At 71.3% G+C, this 15,298-nt stretch carries 14 protein-coding genes; 11 read left to right on the top strand and 3 right to left on the bottom strand.

Translation table 11 applies throughout. The features are described from left to right. On the top strand, positions 1 to 1,850 hold a 1,850-nt coding region (locus HW578_RS13205), incomplete at its 5' end, for a hypothetical protein (protein WP_198371013.1). A 3-nt stretch (positions 1,851 to 1,853) separates the two neighbouring features. Here the strand turns inward: HW578_RS13205 and HW578_RS13200 are convergent. Further along, complete coding sequence (locus tag HW578_RS13200) at positions 1,854 to 3,752, bottom strand: AMP-binding protein (protein WP_198371012.1); 1,899 nt, start codon at positions 3,750 to 3,752, stop codon at positions 1,854 to 1,856. A gap of 165 nt (positions 3,753 to 3,917) precedes the next feature. Between HW578_RS13200 and HW578_RS13195 the strand changes: the two genes are divergently transcribed. From HW578_RS13195 to HW578_RS13175, 5 genes are read left to right on the top strand one after another with little or no spacing between them, the layout of a single operon-like run. Then, complete coding sequence (locus HW578_RS13195) at positions 3,918 to 4,226, top strand: DUF485 domain-containing protein (RefSeq protein WP_198371011.1); 309 nt, start codon at positions 3,918 to 3,920, stop codon at positions 4,224 to 4,226. After that, on the top strand, positions 4,223 to 5,905 hold the full coding sequence (locus HW578_RS13190) for a cation acetate symporter (protein WP_198371010.1): 1,683 nt from the start codon (positions 4,223 to 4,225) through the stop codon (positions 5,903 to 5,905). Before HW578_RS13195 ends, HW578_RS13190 begins: the two co-directional genes overlap by 4 nt. Before the next feature lie 42 nt (positions 5,906 to 5,947). Continuing rightward, positions 5,948 to 7,768, top strand: a complete 1,821-nt coding sequence (locus HW578_RS13185; RefSeq protein WP_198371009.1) for a DUF294 nucleotidyltransferase-like domain-containing protein — start codon at positions 5,948 to 5,950, stop codon at positions 7,766 to 7,768. Between the two features lie 2 nt (positions 7,769 to 7,770). Next, on the top strand, positions 7,771 to 8,442 hold the full coding sequence (locus HW578_RS13180) for a 3'-5' exonuclease (protein WP_198371008.1): 672 nt from the start codon (positions 7,771 to 7,773) through the stop codon (positions 8,440 to 8,442). A 33-nt stretch (positions 8,443 to 8,475) separates the two neighbouring features. Next, positions 8,476 to 9,183 (top strand): 3'-5' exonuclease, encoded by a 708-nt coding sequence (locus HW578_RS13175; protein ID WP_198371007.1) that lies wholly within the window; start codon positions 8,476 to 8,478, stop codon positions 9,181 to 9,183. Here the strand turns inward: HW578_RS13175 and HW578_RS13170 are convergent, their stop codons facing one another. Continuing rightward, positions 9,184 to 10,632: a DUF294 nucleotidyltransferase-like domain-containing protein gene (locus HW578_RS13170; protein WP_198371006.1), complete on the bottom strand. Its 1,449-nt coding sequence runs from the start codon at positions 10,630 to 10,632 to the stop codon at positions 9,184 to 9,186. It abuts the gene before it with no gap. 76 nt (positions 10,633 to 10,708) lie between these two features. Beyond that, on the bottom strand, positions 10,709 to 11,299 hold the full coding sequence (locus tag HW578_RS13165) for a hypothetical protein (RefSeq protein WP_198371005.1): 591 nt from the start codon (positions 11,297 to 11,299) through the stop codon (positions 10,709 to 10,711). 181 nt (positions 11,300 to 11,480) lie between these two features. On the opposite strand from HW578_RS13165, the gene HW578_RS13160 reads away from it, so the two are divergent. The 5 genes from HW578_RS13160 to HW578_RS13140 all read left to right on the top strand — a co-directional run bounded on the left by HW578_RS13160 (position 11,481) and on the right by HW578_RS13140 (position 15,004). Further along, the gene (locus tag HW578_RS13160) at positions 11,481 to 11,783 is read left to right on the top strand and encodes a DUF4212 domain-containing protein (RefSeq protein WP_232478933.1); all 303 of its coding nucleotides are present in this window, start codon (positions 11,481 to 11,483) and stop codon (positions 11,781 to 11,783) included. A 3-nt stretch (positions 11,784 to 11,786) separates the two neighbouring features. Next, entirely contained in the window at positions 11,787 to 13,847 is a 2,061-nt protein-coding gene (locus HW578_RS13155) for a sodium:solute symporter family protein (protein WP_198371004.1), read from the top strand. An 88-nt stretch (positions 13,848 to 13,935) separates the two neighbouring features. Continuing rightward, entirely contained in the window at positions 13,936 to 14,253 is a 318-nt protein-coding gene (locus HW578_RS13150; protein ID WP_198371003.1) for a YggT family protein, read from the top strand. 4 nt (positions 14,254 to 14,257) lie between these two features. Next, the gene (locus HW578_RS13145; RefSeq protein WP_198371002.1) at positions 14,258 to 14,557 is read left to right on the top strand and encodes a hypothetical protein; all 300 of its coding nucleotides are present in this window, start codon (positions 14,258 to 14,260) and stop codon (positions 14,555 to 14,557) included. Positions 14,558 to 14,593: 36 nt separating this feature from the next. Further along, entirely contained in the window at positions 14,594 to 15,004 is a 411-nt protein-coding gene (locus HW578_RS13140) for a hypothetical protein (RefSeq protein WP_198371001.1), read from the top strand. Positions 15,005 to 15,298: the final 294 nt, after the last annotated feature.

Raw genomic sequence — 15,298 nt, 5'->3', positions numbered from 1 at the left:
CGCATGTGAATGCGGCCGCCGCCTGGGGCGAGGCGCGCGCGGCGGCCGAGGCGCTGCCCGGGCTGCGCGCCGGCGCGCCGAACATCGAGGTGGCGGCCGGGCGGCTCGCGCCCGAGGCGTATCTCGACCTGCTGCGCGGCGCGCGCATCGCGCTGTTCCCCTACGACCCCGCGCTGTACCGGCGGAAATCCTCGGGCGTGCTGTGGGAGGCGATCAGCCTCGGCCTGCCGGTGGTGGTGCCGGAGGGCACCTGGCTCGAGCACGAGGCGCGGCACTGGGGGGCGGGGCATGTCGCCCATGCCGCGCACAGCGCGGAGGCGATCGCCGACGCCTTCGCCGATGCGCTGCCGCGCATCGCGGAGTTGCAGGCCCGCTCCGCCGAGGCCGGCGCGCGCTATCGCGCCGCCAATGGCGCGGCGGCGCTGATCGACCAGGTCGCGGCGCTGTGGGTGCGCCACAAGGCGACGGCTGCGCTGGTGCGCCGCGCGCTGCATACGCCGATCGACCTGCAGCGCATGGAGGCGGGCTGGCACCGGCCCGAGACGGTGGATGGCCGACAGGTGCGCTGGACCGCGCAGGAGCCTGTCATCGCCTTCGACTGGCCCTTCGACGAGCCTTGGGAGGTCGAACTGACGCTGCTCTCCTTCTTCGGCGCGGAGCAGCTCGACCGCTGCGAGGCGGTGGCCGGGGAGGGGCCGGTGAGCCTGTCCTACACGCGCATCGGCCGCGGCGCGCGCCTGGTCGTGCAGGGGGCGGGGCCGGGGCGCGCGCAGCCGCGCGTGCTGCTGAAGCTGCGGCTGCCCTACACCTATCGCCCGGCGAACGAGGCGCGCGACCTGGGCGTGCTGGTGGCGGGCATCCGCGTGGGGCCGGTGGCGCAGGAGGCCGCGGCGCGGATGGTGCGGGCGCAGGATGGCCCTTCGGCGCGGGTGCTGGGGACGGCCGCTGCGGGCGGCGGCTGGCCGGTGGCCCCGGCGCTGAGCGGCGAGGTGGCGTCAGACCCGGCCACGCCCTGCGTGCTGGCCTTCTGCTTCGCCCCTGCCGGCATCCCGGTGCTGCGCAGCCTGGCGCTGCATGTGAACGCCGTGCCTGTGCCGATGGAGATCAGCGCGGCCGGTGAGGAATGGCTTGCGACTGCGACCCTCCCGCCGGCCCTGTTGCGCCAGGGCGCGCCCGCGGCCTGGGACCTGGTGGCGGACGCGGCGGCGGGCGAGGCGCCGGTGCTGCGCCGCGTTTCAGCGGCGCCGATGGCCGGGACGGCGGCGCCCGGGGCAGGGCCTGCGGAGGTGCGCGCGCATGCCGATCCGACCGAAGCGACGGCGCAGGATGGCGTGACCGCTGTGCCCGCGCGCGACGATCTCGCGGAGGTGGCTGCGCGCATTGGTCTTGCCGACGCGCCTTCGCGCGAGGGTTTTGCCGACGCGCCGTCGCGCGATGGCATCGGGGACGCGCCGTCGTGCGATGGCGCCTGCATCCGCTGGGATCTCTCCGCCGGCATCGGGCCGCAGGAAGGGCCCTTCGAGGACCTCGGCATCGCCGGCGGCGTGCGCTGGGTCGTGGCGCGCCGCGCCTGCCTGGTGCTGGAGGCGGCGGCGGAAGGGCCGGCCCGGCTGAAGCTGCGCTACCGCAGCCTGCTGCCGCGCCAGGCGCTGCGCGCCGAGCTCAATGGCGGCCCGGAGACGGCGATCGAGGCCACCGGAACCGGGCTGCGCGAGGCGCATGAGCTGTCTCTCGACGTCGCGCTGCGGGCCGGGATGAACGAGCTCGCGCTGCACTTCACCGGAGCGGTGCGCGAACCCGGCACCGGGCGCGAACTGGTGCTGCTGATCGAGGCGGCGACGATCGACTGAGGCTCAGCGCATCGCGGCCTTCAGCACGCTCGTCACCTCCTCCAGGATCGCCGGGTCGTCGATGGTGGGGGGCACCACGTAGTCGTCGCCATCGGCGATCTTGCGCAGCGTGGCGCGCAGGATCTTGCCGGAGCGCGTCTTGGGCAGGCGGGCCACCACGCGCGCCTCCTTGAAGGCGGCGACGGGGCCGATGCGGTCGCGCACCATGGCGATGAGGTCGGCGGTGATCTCGGCATCGGCGCGCGTCACGCCGGATTTCAGCACCACCAGGCCGAGCGGGACCTGGCCCTTCAGCGTATCCCGCACGCCGACCACGGCGCATTCCGCGACGTCGGGATGCGCGGCGAGCACCTCCTCCATCGCGCCGGTGGACAGGCGATGGCCGGCCACGTTGATGATGTCGTCGGTGCGCGACATGACGGAGACGTAGCCGTCCGCGTCGATCATCCCGGCATCGGCCGTGCTGTAGTAGCCGGGATGCGCCGAGAGATAGGCGTCGCGGAAGCGGTTGTCCGCGTTGAACAGCGTGGGCAGGCAGGACGGCGGCAGCGGCAGGCGGATGGCGAGGCTGCCGATCTGCCCGCGTGGGACTTCCTGGTTCGACTCGTCCAGCACCACCACGTCGTAGCCGGGCGCGGGCTTGCCGCCGGAACCAGGCTTGGTTGGGAACAGGCCAAGGCCGCGGAAATTGCCGGTGATGGTCCAGCCCGTCTCGGTCTGCCACCAGTGGTCGACCACGGGCTTGCCCAGCAGACGCTGCGACCAGGTGATGGTGTCGGGGTCGCAGCGTTCGCCGGCGAGATACAGCGCATCGAGGCGCGATAGGTCGTGGCGCTTGAGCAGCGCGCCCTCGGGGTCCTCCTTCTTGATGGCGCGGATGGCGGTGGGCGCGGTGAACAGCACGCGCACGCCGTGCTGCGCGCAGACGCGCCAGAAGGTACCGGCATCGGGCGTGCCGATGGGCTTGCCCTCGAACAGCACGGTGGTGCAGCCGGCCAGCAGCGGCGCGTAGACGATGTAGGAATGGCCCACCACCCAGCCGACGTCCGACGCCGCCCAGAAGACATCGCCGGCGTTCACGCCATAGACCATGGACATGGAGTTGTTCAGCGCGACCGCGTGGCCCCCGTTGTCGCGCAGGATACCCTTGGGCGCGCCGGTCGTGCCCGAGGTGTAGAGGATGTAGAGCGGGTCGGTCGCCTCCACGCTCACGCAGGGGTGCGGCGCGGCGGCGGCCTCGGCTTCCAGCAGGTCCTCGTCGCGGCCGGGCATGAGGTCGCAGGGCGATTGCGGCCGCTGCAGGATCAGCACCGACGAAGGCTTGTGGGGGCTGAGCGCGATCGCGGCGTCGATCAGCGGCTTGTACTTCACCACGCGCCCGGGCTCGAGCCCGCAGGAGGCGGTGACGATGGCGCGCGGCTTCGCATCCGCGATGCGCGCGGCGAGCTCCGCCGCGGCGAAGCCGCCGAACACGACCGAATGCACGGCGCCAAGCCGCGCGCAGGCGAGCATCGCGACCGCCGCCTCCGGCACCATCGGCATGTAGATGACGACGCGATCGCCGCGGGCCACGCCGCGCGCGGCGAGCGCACCGGCGAGGCGCGAGACGCGGTCCAGCAGCCGCGCATAGGTGATCGTCTCGACCTGCCCGGTCATCGGGCTGTCCCAGATGATCGCGGCCCGGTCGCCGTGGCCGGCCGCGACGTGGCGATCCACCGCATTGAAGCAGGTGTTCAGCCGCCCGCCCGGGAACCAGCGACCATAGACGCCGAGCGACGGGTCGAAGGCGCGCGCGGGCGGGGTATCCCAACTGATGCCGGATGCGGCCGCCCGCCACCAGGCGGGCGGGTCGCGCCGCCAGGCGGCGAACGTCTCGTCATACCGCGTGGCACCTTCGGCCATGTGCCGTTCTCCCCCCGTGATTGCCAAGAGCCTGGACCGGCGCGCCTGCAGGCCGCAAGGCCGGCCACCCTGTTGCGCCAGATCAAGATTCGCCGCGCCGCATGCGGCTAAGGGTGCGGCGCGGCTGTGACCGGGACAGACGCCAGGCAACAGGAAGGCCAGGACATGAGCGACGATCCGCATATCCGGGTGCTGAACAGCCCCCGATTCCAGGACCTGGTCCGGCGCCGCTCCGGCTTCGCCTGGACCCTCTCGGTCATCATGCTGGTGATCTATTTCGGCTTCATCGCGCTCGTCGCCTTCGCCAAGCCGCTGCTGGCGGTGAAGGTGGGCGGCGGCGTCACCTCGCTCGGCATCGTGCTGGGGCTGGTGGTGATCGTCTCGGCCTTCCTGCTGACCGGCATCTATGTCCGGCGCGCCAATGGCGAGTTCGACGAGATGACGGCGCGGCTCAAGGCGGAGCTCGAGTCATGAGGCGCCCTCTTTGGATCGTGGCGTTGGTCGCTGCGACCGGCACGGTGGCGCATGCCGCCGGCGCGCTGGAGGGGCAGGTCGATCGCCAGGCGCTGAACTGGGCGGCGATCGTGATGTTCTTCCTGTTCGTCCTCGGCACGCTCGGCATCACCTGGCGGGCGGCGATGCAGACGCGCTCGGCGGCGGATTTCTATGCCGCGGGCGGGGGCATCACCGGCTTCCAGAACGGGCTCGCGATCGCGGGGGACTACATGTCCGCCGCGTCCTTCCTGGGCATCTCGGGGCTCGTGTTCGCCTCGGGCTTCGACGGGCTGATCTATTCGATCGGCTTCCTGGTCGGCTGGCCCGTCATCCTGTTCCTGATCGCGGAGCGGCTGCGCAACCTCGGCAAGTTCACCTTCGCCGATGTCGCGTCCTTCCGGCTGGAACCCACCTCGATCCGCATCCTGTCGGCGACCGGCACGCTGGTGGTGGTGGCCTTCTACCTGATCGCGCAGATGGTGGGCGCGGGGAAGCTGATCCAGCTGCTGTTCGGGCTGGACTACCTCTATGCCGTGGTGATCGTGGGCATCCTGATGATCGTCTACGTCGCCTTCGGCGGCATGAAGGCCACCACCTGGGTGCAGATCATCAAGGCCTGCCTGCTGTTGGCCGGCGCGTCCTTCATGGCCTTCATGGTGATGTGGCGCTACGGCTTCAGCCCGGAGGCGATGTTCGCCGACGCGGTCAACATCCATCCCCGCCACGACGCCATCATGGCGCCGGGCGCGCTGGTGTCGGACCCCGTCTCGGCCATCTCGCTCGGGTTGGCGCTGATGTTCGGCACGGCGGGGCTGCCGCATATCCTGATGCGCTTCTTTACGGTGTCGGACGCGCAGGCGGCACGCAAGTCGGTGTTCTACGCGACCGGCTTCATCGCCTATTTCTACATCCTGACCTTCATCATCGGCTTCGGCGCCATCACCTTCCTGATGACCGATGACAGCTTCTACACTGCCGGGGCGGGGGGCGTGATCAACCGCATCACCGGGCTGCTGGGCGGCACCAACATGGCGGCGATCCACCTCGCGAGCGCAGTGGGCGGGTCGCTGTTCCTCGGCTTCATCTCGGCGGTGGCCTTCGCGACCATCCTCGCGGTGGTGGCGGGGCTCACGCTCGCGGGCGCATCGGCGGTCAGCCACGACCTCTATGCCGAGGTGATCGCGCGCGGACGTGCGGATGAGCAGAAGGAGGTGCGGATCTCCAAGATCTCGGCGGTGGCGATCGGCATCGTCGCGATCGTGCTCGGCTACGTGTTCGAGAACCAGAACGTGGCCTTTATGGTGGGCCTCGCCTTCGCGGTGGCGGCGTCGTGCAACTTCCCTGTGCTGCTGATGTCGGTGTTCTGGAAGGGCACGACCACGCGCGGGTCGCTGATCGGCGGCTTCCTCGGGCTGACCAGCGCGGTGGTGATGGTGGTGCTGTCCAAGGCGGTCTGGGTGCAGACGCTGGGCTTCGCGGAGGCGCTGTTCCCCTACGACAACCCGGCGCTGTTCTCGATGACCATCGCCTTCGTCGGCATCTGGTTCTTCTCGAAGACCGACAGCTCCGCGCAGGCAAGTAAGGAGCAGGCTGGGTTCGACGCGCAATACGTGCGCTCCGAGACCGGCATCGGCGCCTCCTCGGCGCACCTGCACTGAGACGCGCGGCGCGGCCCTTCGCGGGGCCGCGCCGGCACATCCATGGCCACCGGCTTCGACACGCAGAACCCGCCCTTCGACCGGCTGACCCAGCCGGAGGTGGAGGAGCTGCGTGCCGCCGCCGATATCGGCTATTTCGCCCCCGGCGAGGTCATCATCGCCCGCGGTGCCGCGGCCGAAGTGCTGCACGTGGTCATCAAGGGCGCGGTCGAGGCGCGCGAGGGCGATGCGCTGCAGGGCGTGCTCGGCCCGCGCGACAGCTTCGACAGCCGCGCCCTGGTGCATGGCGCCGCCGGCGAGGATTTCGTCGCGGCCGAGGAGACGCTGTGCTTCCTGCTGCCCGGCGCTCTGGTGCGCCGGCTGATCGCGCGCAACCCGGCGTTCGCCGCCTTCTTCTACGCCGATGTCTCCCGCAAGCTGGAGGCCTTCGCCGAGGCGCGGCGGCCCGAGGGCGGCATGGAATCGGTGCTCCGCGCGCGCGTGCGCGACGCCATGCGCCACCGCGCCGAGTTCATCGACGCCAGCGCCAGCATCGAGGAGGCCGGCGCGGCCATGGCGGCGGCCGACATCAACGCGCTGTTCGTGCACCATGAGGCGCGGACCGGCGTGATCACCGGCATGAACCTGGCGAAGGCGGCGGTGCTGCGCCGGATGCCGCTGACCACGCCGGTCAGCGCGCTGGCGCATTTCGACATCGTCGCGGTGCAGGCCGACGACCTGTTGCTCGATGCGCTGCTGGCGATGACACGCCACAACAAGCGGCGCCTCGCGGTGCGCGACGGTGAGGCCTTCGTGGGCTTCCTCGAGGATATCGACCTGCTCGGACGCTTCGCCGGCAATTCGCAGCTCATCCCGCGCCGCATCGACGCAGCGCGCGACGTGGCCGAGCTCGCCGAACCTGCCCGCGCCATCCAGGACCAGGTGGAGCGCCTGCATCGCCAGGGCGTGAAGGTCGAGGCGATCGCCGAGATCACCTCCGACCTCAACCGCCGCCTGTTCGTGCGGCTGTTCGACCTGGTGGCGCCGGAGAGCATCCGCGCGGAGGGCTGCCTGATCCTGATGGGCAGCGAGGGGCGCGCCGAGCAGACCGTGCGCACCGACCAGGACAACGGCCTGCTGCTCGGCGCCGAGGTGCCGGAGGCCGATCTCGCAGCCTTCCGCGACGCCTTCTCCGGCGCGCTCGACAGCTTCGGCTTCCCGCCCTGCCGCGGCGGCGTGATGGTGCGCAACCCGCTCTGGTCGCAGACCGCCGCCGGCATGGAGCGCCAGCTGCGCGACTGGGTCGAGGCGCGCACGCCCGAGGCGGCGATGAACATCGCGATCTTCCTCGATGCCGTGGCGCTGAACGGGCCGACCGTGCTGCTGGAGAACACCAAGGCCGCGCTGTTCCGCATGATGCGCGGCGAGAGCGCGCTGCTGGCGCAGTTCGCGCACCTGATCGACAGCTTCGCCACCCCCTCGCTGGGTGTGCTCACCACGCTAATGACCAGCGTCGGCGTGGGCGGGGACGTGATCGACATCAAGAAGGCCGGCATCTTCCCCATCGTGCACGGCATCCGCACCATGGCGCTGGATCGTGGCATCTCCACCACGCCGACCGCCGCGCGCATCGCCGCGCTTGTCGCAGCCGGCGCCCTGCAGGAGGAGCTCGGCCGCGACCTGCTCGGCGCGCTGCGCGTCTTCATGGCCTATCGCATCGCCAGCCAGATCGAGGCGGTGCGCCGTGGGTCGGTGGAGGAGGAAGCGCTCGTGCGCCCCTCCCGCCTGACCGCCGCCGACCGTGACATCCTGCGCGACAGCCTGCGCGTGGTGCGCGCCTTCCGCGAGGTGATCGCCACGCGCTTCAAGACGAGCGTCTTCTAGCGATGATCGCCTGGCTTCGCCGCCGCCTGTGGCGCGCCGCGCTGGCGGATCCGGAGTTCCTGTTCCTGCTCGACGAACCGCCGACGGACGAGGCCGTCTCGCTCGACTGCGAGACCACCGGCCTCGATCCCCGGGTGGACGAGATCATCGCCATCGCCGCCGTGCCCGTCATCGGCAGCCGCATCGCCACCAGCCTGCGCTTCGAGGCGGTGGTGAAGCCCGAGCGCATGCCCGAGGCCGGGTCGATCAAGGTGCATGGCCTGCGCCGGCGCGACGTGGCGCTGGGCCGCCCGATGGCCGAGGTACTGCCCGAGCTTCTGCGCTTCATCGGGCCGCGCCCGCTTGTGGGCTACTATATCGACTTCGACGTGCGCATGATCGACCGCTACGCGCTGCGCCAGATCGGCACCAGACTGCCGAACCGGCGGATCGAGGTCTCCGCGCTCTACTACGACCGGAAATACGGGAAGGCGCCGCCGGGCACGACGGTGGACCTGCGCTTCGCCGCGATCCGCCGCGACCTCGGCATTCCGGACCTCGGCCAGCACGACGCCTTCGCCGATGCGGTGATGGCAGCGATGATGTGGGTGCAGCTGCGCGACATGGCCGCGCGCGGGCAACGGCTGAAGCGCGAGGGCCGGCGCGATGCGACGGCCGCGCCGCTCGGCGCGTGACGCAGGGCGGCACGCCATGGCAGTCTCGCTGCCATGAGCGGGATCCTCCGCCGCGCCGCCGCCGCCGTCGCGAAGGGGCTGAAGCCTTCGGGGCGCGACTTCGTGCGTGCGCGCGCGCACTTTCACGCGGCGCTCCCGCCTGGGCCGCTGCCCTTCCAGCGCTACGTCGTCTTCGACCTGGAATCGACGGGTCTCAAGCCCACCGATGGCGATGGGCTGCTCTCGATCGGCGCGGTGCGACTGCGCGACACGGAGGTGGTGGACCGCTTCGCCACGCTCGTCGATCCCGGCCGGCCCATCCCGCCCGAGGGCATCGCCTATCACGGCATCACGGAGGAGAAGGTGCGCGGCGCGCCGGGCCCTGCCGCGGCGATCGCTGCCTTCCGCGACTTCGCGGGCGACGACGTGCTGGTGGCGCACAACGCCGCCTTCGACCGCACGCTGCTGTTCATGGAGGAGTTCCGCGGCGCGCCGGCGGTGCCCAACCCCATGCTATGCTCGATGGTGACCTCGCGCTGGCTCGACCCGCAGGAGCCGGACCATTCGCTCGATGGCCTGTGCGGGCGCGCGGGCATCGTCATCGAGGGCCGGCACGAGGCGCCGGGCGATGCCGAGGCGACCGCCGCGCTCTGGGTCCAGCTGATCGCCCGCGCGGCGGCGCGCGGCGTCGAGGACCTGCCCGACCTGGTGCGGCGCACGCGCATGCTGCTGCACATCGGCCAGGCCGCCGAGGTCTTCTGACTACCAGATCTGCCCGGTGAAGGACCCGAAGGACGCGCGGCTGAAGGACCGCACAGCCTTCAGCGCATCGCGCAGCGCGGCGCGGTCGGCCTTCGGCAGCGCGGCGGTATCCACCAGGTTGCCGGGCTGCCCGCCCGCCGCGTGATCGGCGAGCTGCTGGCGCAGCACGATGTCGAGCAGGAGGTCGAAGGCGTCGGTCAGCGCCGCGGCCTCGCGTGCCGCGAGTGCGCCCTGCTGCGCGAGGCCGGCCAGCCGGTCGAGCGTGCCCGTCGCGGCGATGCCGGCGCGCAGCGCCATCAGCCGCGCCGCGGCGACCAGGGGCATGAGGCCATGCAGCTTGAAGTCGGTGCGCGTGCCGGGGCCGGGCTCGTCGTCGGTGAAGCCGCCCCACAGCGTGAGCCCGACTGTCAGCCCCTGGTTCTGCGCGGCCATTGCCGCCAGCAGCGCCGGACTTGCCGCCAGCACGCGGCCGAGATGCGCGCGCAGCGCCGCGGCCGGCGCCGGGTCCCCGGCGGCGGGGCGGAAGTCGAAGGCGATGTCGGAGAACAGCAGCGCCGCGCCGGAGCGCCGCTGCGCCCAGTAAACGAACTGGTGCCGCCATTGCGGCAGGGTTTTCCGCCACAGCGGGTTCATCGCCATGATCCCGCCCGGGCACAGCGGGAAGCCCGCCTCCGCGAGGGCGGCGTTGAACTGCATCGCGAAGGACCGGAACCAGGCGTCGATGCGCGCATGTTCCGCATCCGGGTAGTCGGCCAGGATCAGGCCGTTGTCCTGGTCGGGGCGCAGCAGGCTCTCGCCGCGCCCCGCGCTGCCCATCACCAGCAGCGTGAAGGGCACGGGCGGCGTGCCGTGCGCGGCCAGCACGCGATCGAGCACGCGGCGATGCAGGTCGAGGTTGATGCCGCTGACCAGGCCGACCAGGTCGCGCGCCGGCACGCCCTCGTCCAGCAGCGCCGTTGCCATGCCGGCCTGGGCCCGCTTCACCGCGGCGTCGTCGCCGCCCAGCGCATCGAGGTGCAGCAGCAACCGGCCCGAGACCGCGGCCAGCGTCTCCGCCCGGTGCAACAGGCCTATGCAGCGGCCATCGGGGCCGACCACCGGCAGGTGGCGCAGCCGGCCCGCGCGCAGCAGCGCCACGGCCCGCCACAGCCCGGCATCCTCGGCGCATGTCGTCACCGGCGCGGTCATGGCGGCGCAGAGCGGTGCCTCGGGGGGCAGGCGGAAGGCGATGCGCCGCGCCACGTCCTGCTCGGTCAGGATGCCGACGGGGCGGCCCGCATCGTCGATGGCGAGCGCCGCCGAGGCGCGTGCGGCGGCCATCCCGGCGAGCACCTGCGCGAGCGGCGTGGCCGGTGCGAAGGCCGGGGGCGCGGCCGACATCGCGGCGGCGATGCCGCCGGTCAGCGCGGCCGCCGGCGATACCATCGGGCCTGGAAGGGTCTGGCGCATGCCTCCGCTCCATCCGCCGTCGCGGTCGATGCCGGGATGATGGCGGCGCGTCGCGCGGCGACCAACCGGGCGCGCGTCAGCCTGCGGCGACCAGCGCGGCGGCCAGCCCGGCCGGGTCGAAGCGGCGCTCCATCTCCTGCTGGGTCGAGACGATGTGCAGGCGCAGCGCGCCGCGGATGTAGGGCGCCTCGCCGATGCGCTGGTCGGCATGGATGGGCAGGGTGGCAAAGAGCGGCGCCTCGGCCAGCAGCGGCATCTCGTGCAGCGGCACGGCCGGCGCCTGGCGTCGCGCGGCGAGCTGGCCGGGAAAGGCGCGCAGCGATTGCGCGGCATCCGCGGCCTCCTCGGGCGGTGGAGTTTCGATTGCCAGGGCGGTGGCGTGCAGCGCCACGATCCCCTGCGCGAGGGCGTCGGGCTGCGAGGGCATCTGCGGGCGCAGCCATGCGTCGGCGATGACGAAGACATCGGCCAGCGCCGCGAGATAGGTCTGCCAGCGGCAATGGCGCAGCGCCGCCTGGAAGTCGGGGTCGTCGAACAGGCGGGTTTCCTGCCGGCCCGATTTCACCCGGCAGTAGTCGATCACGGTCTTCTGCGCGACGAAGGCCGCTTGGCGCTGCAGGAAGGCACCAAACGCCTCGGGGTTCGAAGACTTGCGGCGCTGCAGCAAATTCAGGGGGAAAATGACCGGTCTCCGCCGTGGATGGAAAGGATATTGCGTCGCCTCGGGGGTGCATGGTAGCGCCTCTGAGGTTGGGAGGGGACCCCGGCGCACCTGCCGGTCGAGCCGATTCCCGCACGGGACGCCGCGAGGACGAAGGTCCGGCGGCAGGGGGGAAACAGGAATGCCCATGATGGAAGCCGGCGCCGGGCCGGCGAACGAGGCGCCAGCCGCAATCGATCCGGCGACGGCGCGAGCCTATTGGTCCAAGACATCGGCGCTGATGTGGATCGTTCTGGCGATCTGGTTCCTCGCCGGCTTCGTGGTCCACATCTTCGCCCCGAGCCTGAACGAGATCCGCGTCCTGGGCTTTCCGCTCGGCTTCTACATGGCCGCGCAGGGCAGCCTGATCGTCTTCGTGGTCGGCCTGTTCTGGTTCGCCCGCCGGCAGAACCAGATCGACGAGGAATTCGGCGTGCAGGAGGACCTCTGATCCATGTCCGCCAGCAGCACCGGGGGCAAGGACCCCTTCATCTCGAACCTGAACAAGATCTACGCCGGCTACACCGGCGGGTTCATCGGCTTCGTGATCATCCTCGGCATCCTCGAGCAGATGGGCGTGCCGGACCGCATCATCGGCTACATGTTCGTGTTCCTGACCATCGGCGTGTATGCCTATATCGGCATCATCAGCCGCACGGCGCAGGTCGCTGAATACTACGTGGCCGGACGGCGCGTGCCGGCCATCTACAACGGCATGGCCACGGGCTCCGACTGGATGTCGGCGGCCTCCTTCATCGGCATGGCGGGCAGCCTCTATGCGCTGGGCTATGGCGGGCTCGCCTTCATCCTGGGCTGGACGGGCGGCTACATGCTGGTGGCCATCCTGCTCGCGCCCTACCTGCGCAAGTTCGGCCAGTACACCGTGCCCGACTTCCTGGGCGCGCGCTTCGGCGGCAACTTCGCCCGTTCGATCGGCGTGGTGGTGCTGGTGACGGCGTCCTTCGTGTATGTCGTCGCACAGATCGTGGGCGTGGGCATCATCACCCAGCGCTTCCTCGACGTGTCGTTCGGGGTGGCGGTGTTCCTCGGCCTCGCGGGCATCCTGGTCTGCTCCATGCTGGGCGGGATGCGCGCCGTCACCTGGACCCAGGTGGCGCAGTACATCATCCTCATCATCGCCTACCTGATCCCGGCGATCCTGATGTCGGTGAAGGTGACCGGCGTGCCGGTGCCGCAGCTGATGTACGGCTTCGCCCTGGAACGGATCGAAGGGCTGGAGGCCGCCTTCCGCGCGGCGGGCCAGACGCCGCCGCCCGGCGTGATCGGCTTCCACTCGGCGCCCTTCGTGGGCGCGAACGGGCAGTTCTCCATGTCGGCCGCGGTGAACTTCTTCGCCCTCGTCTTCTGCCTGATGGTCGGCACCGCCGCGCTGCCGCACATCCTGATGCGCTACTTCACGACGCCGTCGGTGCGTGAGGCGCGCAACTCTGTGGCCTGGTCGCTGTTCTTCATCTTCCTGCTGTACTTCACGGCGCCGGCCTATGCCGCCTTCGGCAAGCTCGAGATCTACCAGAACTTCATCAACCAGCCGATCGCCTCGCTGCCGGAGTGGGTGAAGAACTGGCAGATCATGTCGCCCTACGGCGTGCCATGGATCAACATCGTCGACACCAACAACGACGGCATCCTGCAGTGGAGCGAGTTCCGCATCCATCCGGACGTCGTCGTGCTCGCCACGCCCGAGATCGCGGGCATGCCCTACGTGATCGCGGGCATGGTGGCGGCGGGCGGCCTGGCGGCGGCGCTGTCCACCGCCGACGGTCTGCTGCTGGCGCTCGCCAATGCGCTCAGCCACGACGTCTACTACAAGATGGTCAACCCGAATGCGCCGACCAAGCAGCGGCTGATCATCGCGCGGGTCCTGCTCATCGTGGTCGCGCTGTTCGCGGCCTGGACGGCGGGCAATGCGGGCGCGGACATCCTGTTCCTCGTCGCCTGGGCCTTCTCGATCGCCGCCGCGGGGCTGTTCGCCGCGCTGGTGATGGGGGTCTGGTACAAGCGCACGACGAACGTCGGCGCCTGCCTGGGCATGCTGGTCGGCTACATCGTCACCTCCGGCTACCTGATGTGGTCGGAGTTCGGCGGCCTGTCCTTCCTCGAGGTCTTCGGTACCAAGGAGGCGATCCTGGCCGGGGCGCGGGCAGGGGCGGGCATCGCCACCGCCTCGGCGGAGTTCAAGGCCTATGCCGCCTCCATCGTGGCGAATGCCGCGACGGTCCAGGACGGCGCCATGGCCTGGTTCGGCAAGGCGCTCGCCGGGCTTGGCATGAGCACCGACCACGTCGTGCTGCGCGGACGCGTCGTGGCGCGCCTGTGGGGCATCAACAACATCTCGGGCGGCATCTTCGGCGTGCCGCTCGCCTTCCTCACCATCTACGTGGTGTCGCAGTTCACCAAGGCGCCCTCCCAGGCGATGCAGGACTTCGTCGAGTCCATCCGCATCCCCAAGGGCGGCGTGAAGCTGGCCGACAGCCGCGCGGCGGTGAAGGAGTAGCCGGCCCGGCCCCCGCGACCGGGGGCCGTGCCACACGTCATGCGGGGCGGTTGCAGCGATGCGGCCGCCCCATCACTTTGCGGGTGCCATGAACGACTTCGTCCTGGGGCACCTGCCCTTCTGGATCGTGAACTACACGCTGGCCCTGGTGGCCTGGGCCTGCATCGGGCGCTTCCTGATGTCGGCCTTCCTGCCGCCCGACAGCCCGAACTACATCTGGCGCGGCTTCCGCGTCCTCACCGACTGGGCGGTGCGGGCGGCGCGCGCCCTGGTGCCGAGCTACGTGACGCCCGTCTTCCTGCCGCTGGTCGCCTTCTGCTGGCTGATGGCGCTGCGCTGGGCCGCCGGGCTGTTCATGCTGGGCGCGGGCCTCGCGCCGCGCCTCGCACCGCCGCCGGGGGGCTGAGGCCATGACGCGCGAGACCCTGTTCGTCTGCACCGTCGGCGCCTGCCTGATGCACGGCCTGGTCAGCCCCGCGCTGCTCTACGTGGTGTTCTTCCACCCCGTCTGGCTGCCCGAGATGCTGCCGCCGACGGCCGAGATCGTGTTCTACGGCGCCTCCATGATCGTCTCGACGGCCACGCTGCTGCTCTCCGCGGTGCCGGCGGCGCTGGCCGAGCGGATGGGTGCCAGCCTCGACACCGCCATGCGCGTCTGGCTCTGGGGCGCGGCGCTGCTGACCGGGCTCGGCGTGCTGGCGCGGGCCTGACGCCGGCCCCCTTGTCCGGCCCCGGACGCTGCGCACATGCTCCGGGGCATGCTGGATGTCCTGCAGCATTTCGCCGACATCTCCATCCGACGGGCCTGCGGCTTCGCGGCTCTGGGCATCGGCATGGTCATGCTCGGGCTGTCCTACGACGCGGTGCTGGCCTTCCGGTCCGGGGCGATCCTGACCAGCATCGTCCTGGCCGTCATCTGGGCCTTCGTCCTGTGGTCGCCGCGGCGCGACATCCGCGGCACCGAGATGTGGTCCATGCTCGTGCATGAACGGCGCTACCTCACCCGCGGGCCGGAGGCGGAGCGCGTGCGCGCTATGGCGGGCCAGGTGCTGCGCGATCGCCTGGTCTGGCATGGCGAGCGGATCGCGCTGGCGGCGCTGGCGCTGTGGGCGATGACCGGCCTTCTGATGCTGCTGCGCGCGATCTTCGCGGCATAGCCCGGCCCGGCGCCGCGGCCGTGCCCGGCGGCGGGACCATGACCGGCGCAGGACAATCCGACCCGCGGCCGGAGGGCCGAGCCGCCGGCTGGCAGCCGCGGCGCGTGCCGTGAAGCCAATGGGCGCTGAGGCGACGCGCAGGGCGTGACCGCCGCACGAAGGGGAGACCTTCGCGCGGCCGGTATCAGTCGTCGGGACCCGCCGCGAAGACGGCGCGCGCGCGACCGCGGCCGGATAGCCGCGCCACCCAGCTCTCTCCCGCGCCGGGCCGGGCCGGCGGCGTCAGGCCGGCCA

Source organism: Roseomonas rosulenta (assembly GCF_016106005.1).
Classification (GTDB): Bacteria; Pseudomonadota; Alphaproteobacteria; order Acetobacterales; family Acetobacteraceae; genus Neoroseomonas; species Neoroseomonas rosulenta.
The sequence above is the reverse complement of the archived record's forward strand: the minus strand, read 5'-3'. Positions and strand labels throughout refer to the sequence as shown.

Coding starts and splice junctions, on each gene's coding strand:
- HW578_RS13200 (WP_198371012.1), bottom strand. CDS start 3,752: ATGGCCGAAGGTGCCACGCGGTATGACGAGACGTTCGCCGCCTGGCGG.
- HW578_RS13195 (WP_198371011.1), top strand. CDS start 3,918: ATGAGCGACGATCCGCATATCCGGGTGCTGAACAGCCCCCGATTCCAG.
- HW578_RS13190 (WP_198371010.1), top strand. CDS start 4,223: ATGAGGCGCCCTCTTTGGATCGTGGCGTTGGTCGCTGCGACCGGCACG.
- HW578_RS13185 (WP_198371009.1), top strand. CDS start 5,948: ATGGCCACCGGCTTCGACACGCAGAACCCGCCCTTCGACCGGCTGACC.
- HW578_RS13180 (WP_198371008.1), top strand. CDS start 7,771: ATGATCGCCTGGCTTCGCCGCCGCCTGTGGCGCGCCGCGCTGGCGGAT.
- HW578_RS13175 (WP_198371007.1), top strand. CDS start 8,476: ATGAGCGGGATCCTCCGCCGCGCCGCCGCCGCCGTCGCGAAGGGGCTG.
- HW578_RS13170 (WP_198371006.1), bottom strand. CDS start 10,632: ATGCGCCAGACCCTTCCAGGCCCGATGGTATCGCCGGCGGCCGCGCTG.
- HW578_RS13160 (WP_232478933.1), top strand. CDS start 11,481: ATGATGGAAGCCGGCGCCGGGCCGGCGAACGAGGCGCCAGCCGCAATC.
- HW578_RS13155 (WP_198371004.1), top strand. CDS start 11,787: ATGTCCGCCAGCAGCACCGGGGGCAAGGACCCCTTCATCTCGAACCTG.
- HW578_RS13150 (WP_198371003.1), top strand. CDS start 13,936: ATGAACGACTTCGTCCTGGGGCACCTGCCCTTCTGGATCGTGAACTAC.
- HW578_RS13145 (WP_198371002.1), top strand. CDS start 14,258: ATGACGCGCGAGACCCTGTTCGTCTGCACCGTCGGCGCCTGCCTGATG.
- HW578_RS13140 (WP_198371001.1), top strand. CDS start 14,594: ATGCTCCGGGGCATGCTGGATGTCCTGCAGCATTTCGCCGACATCTCC.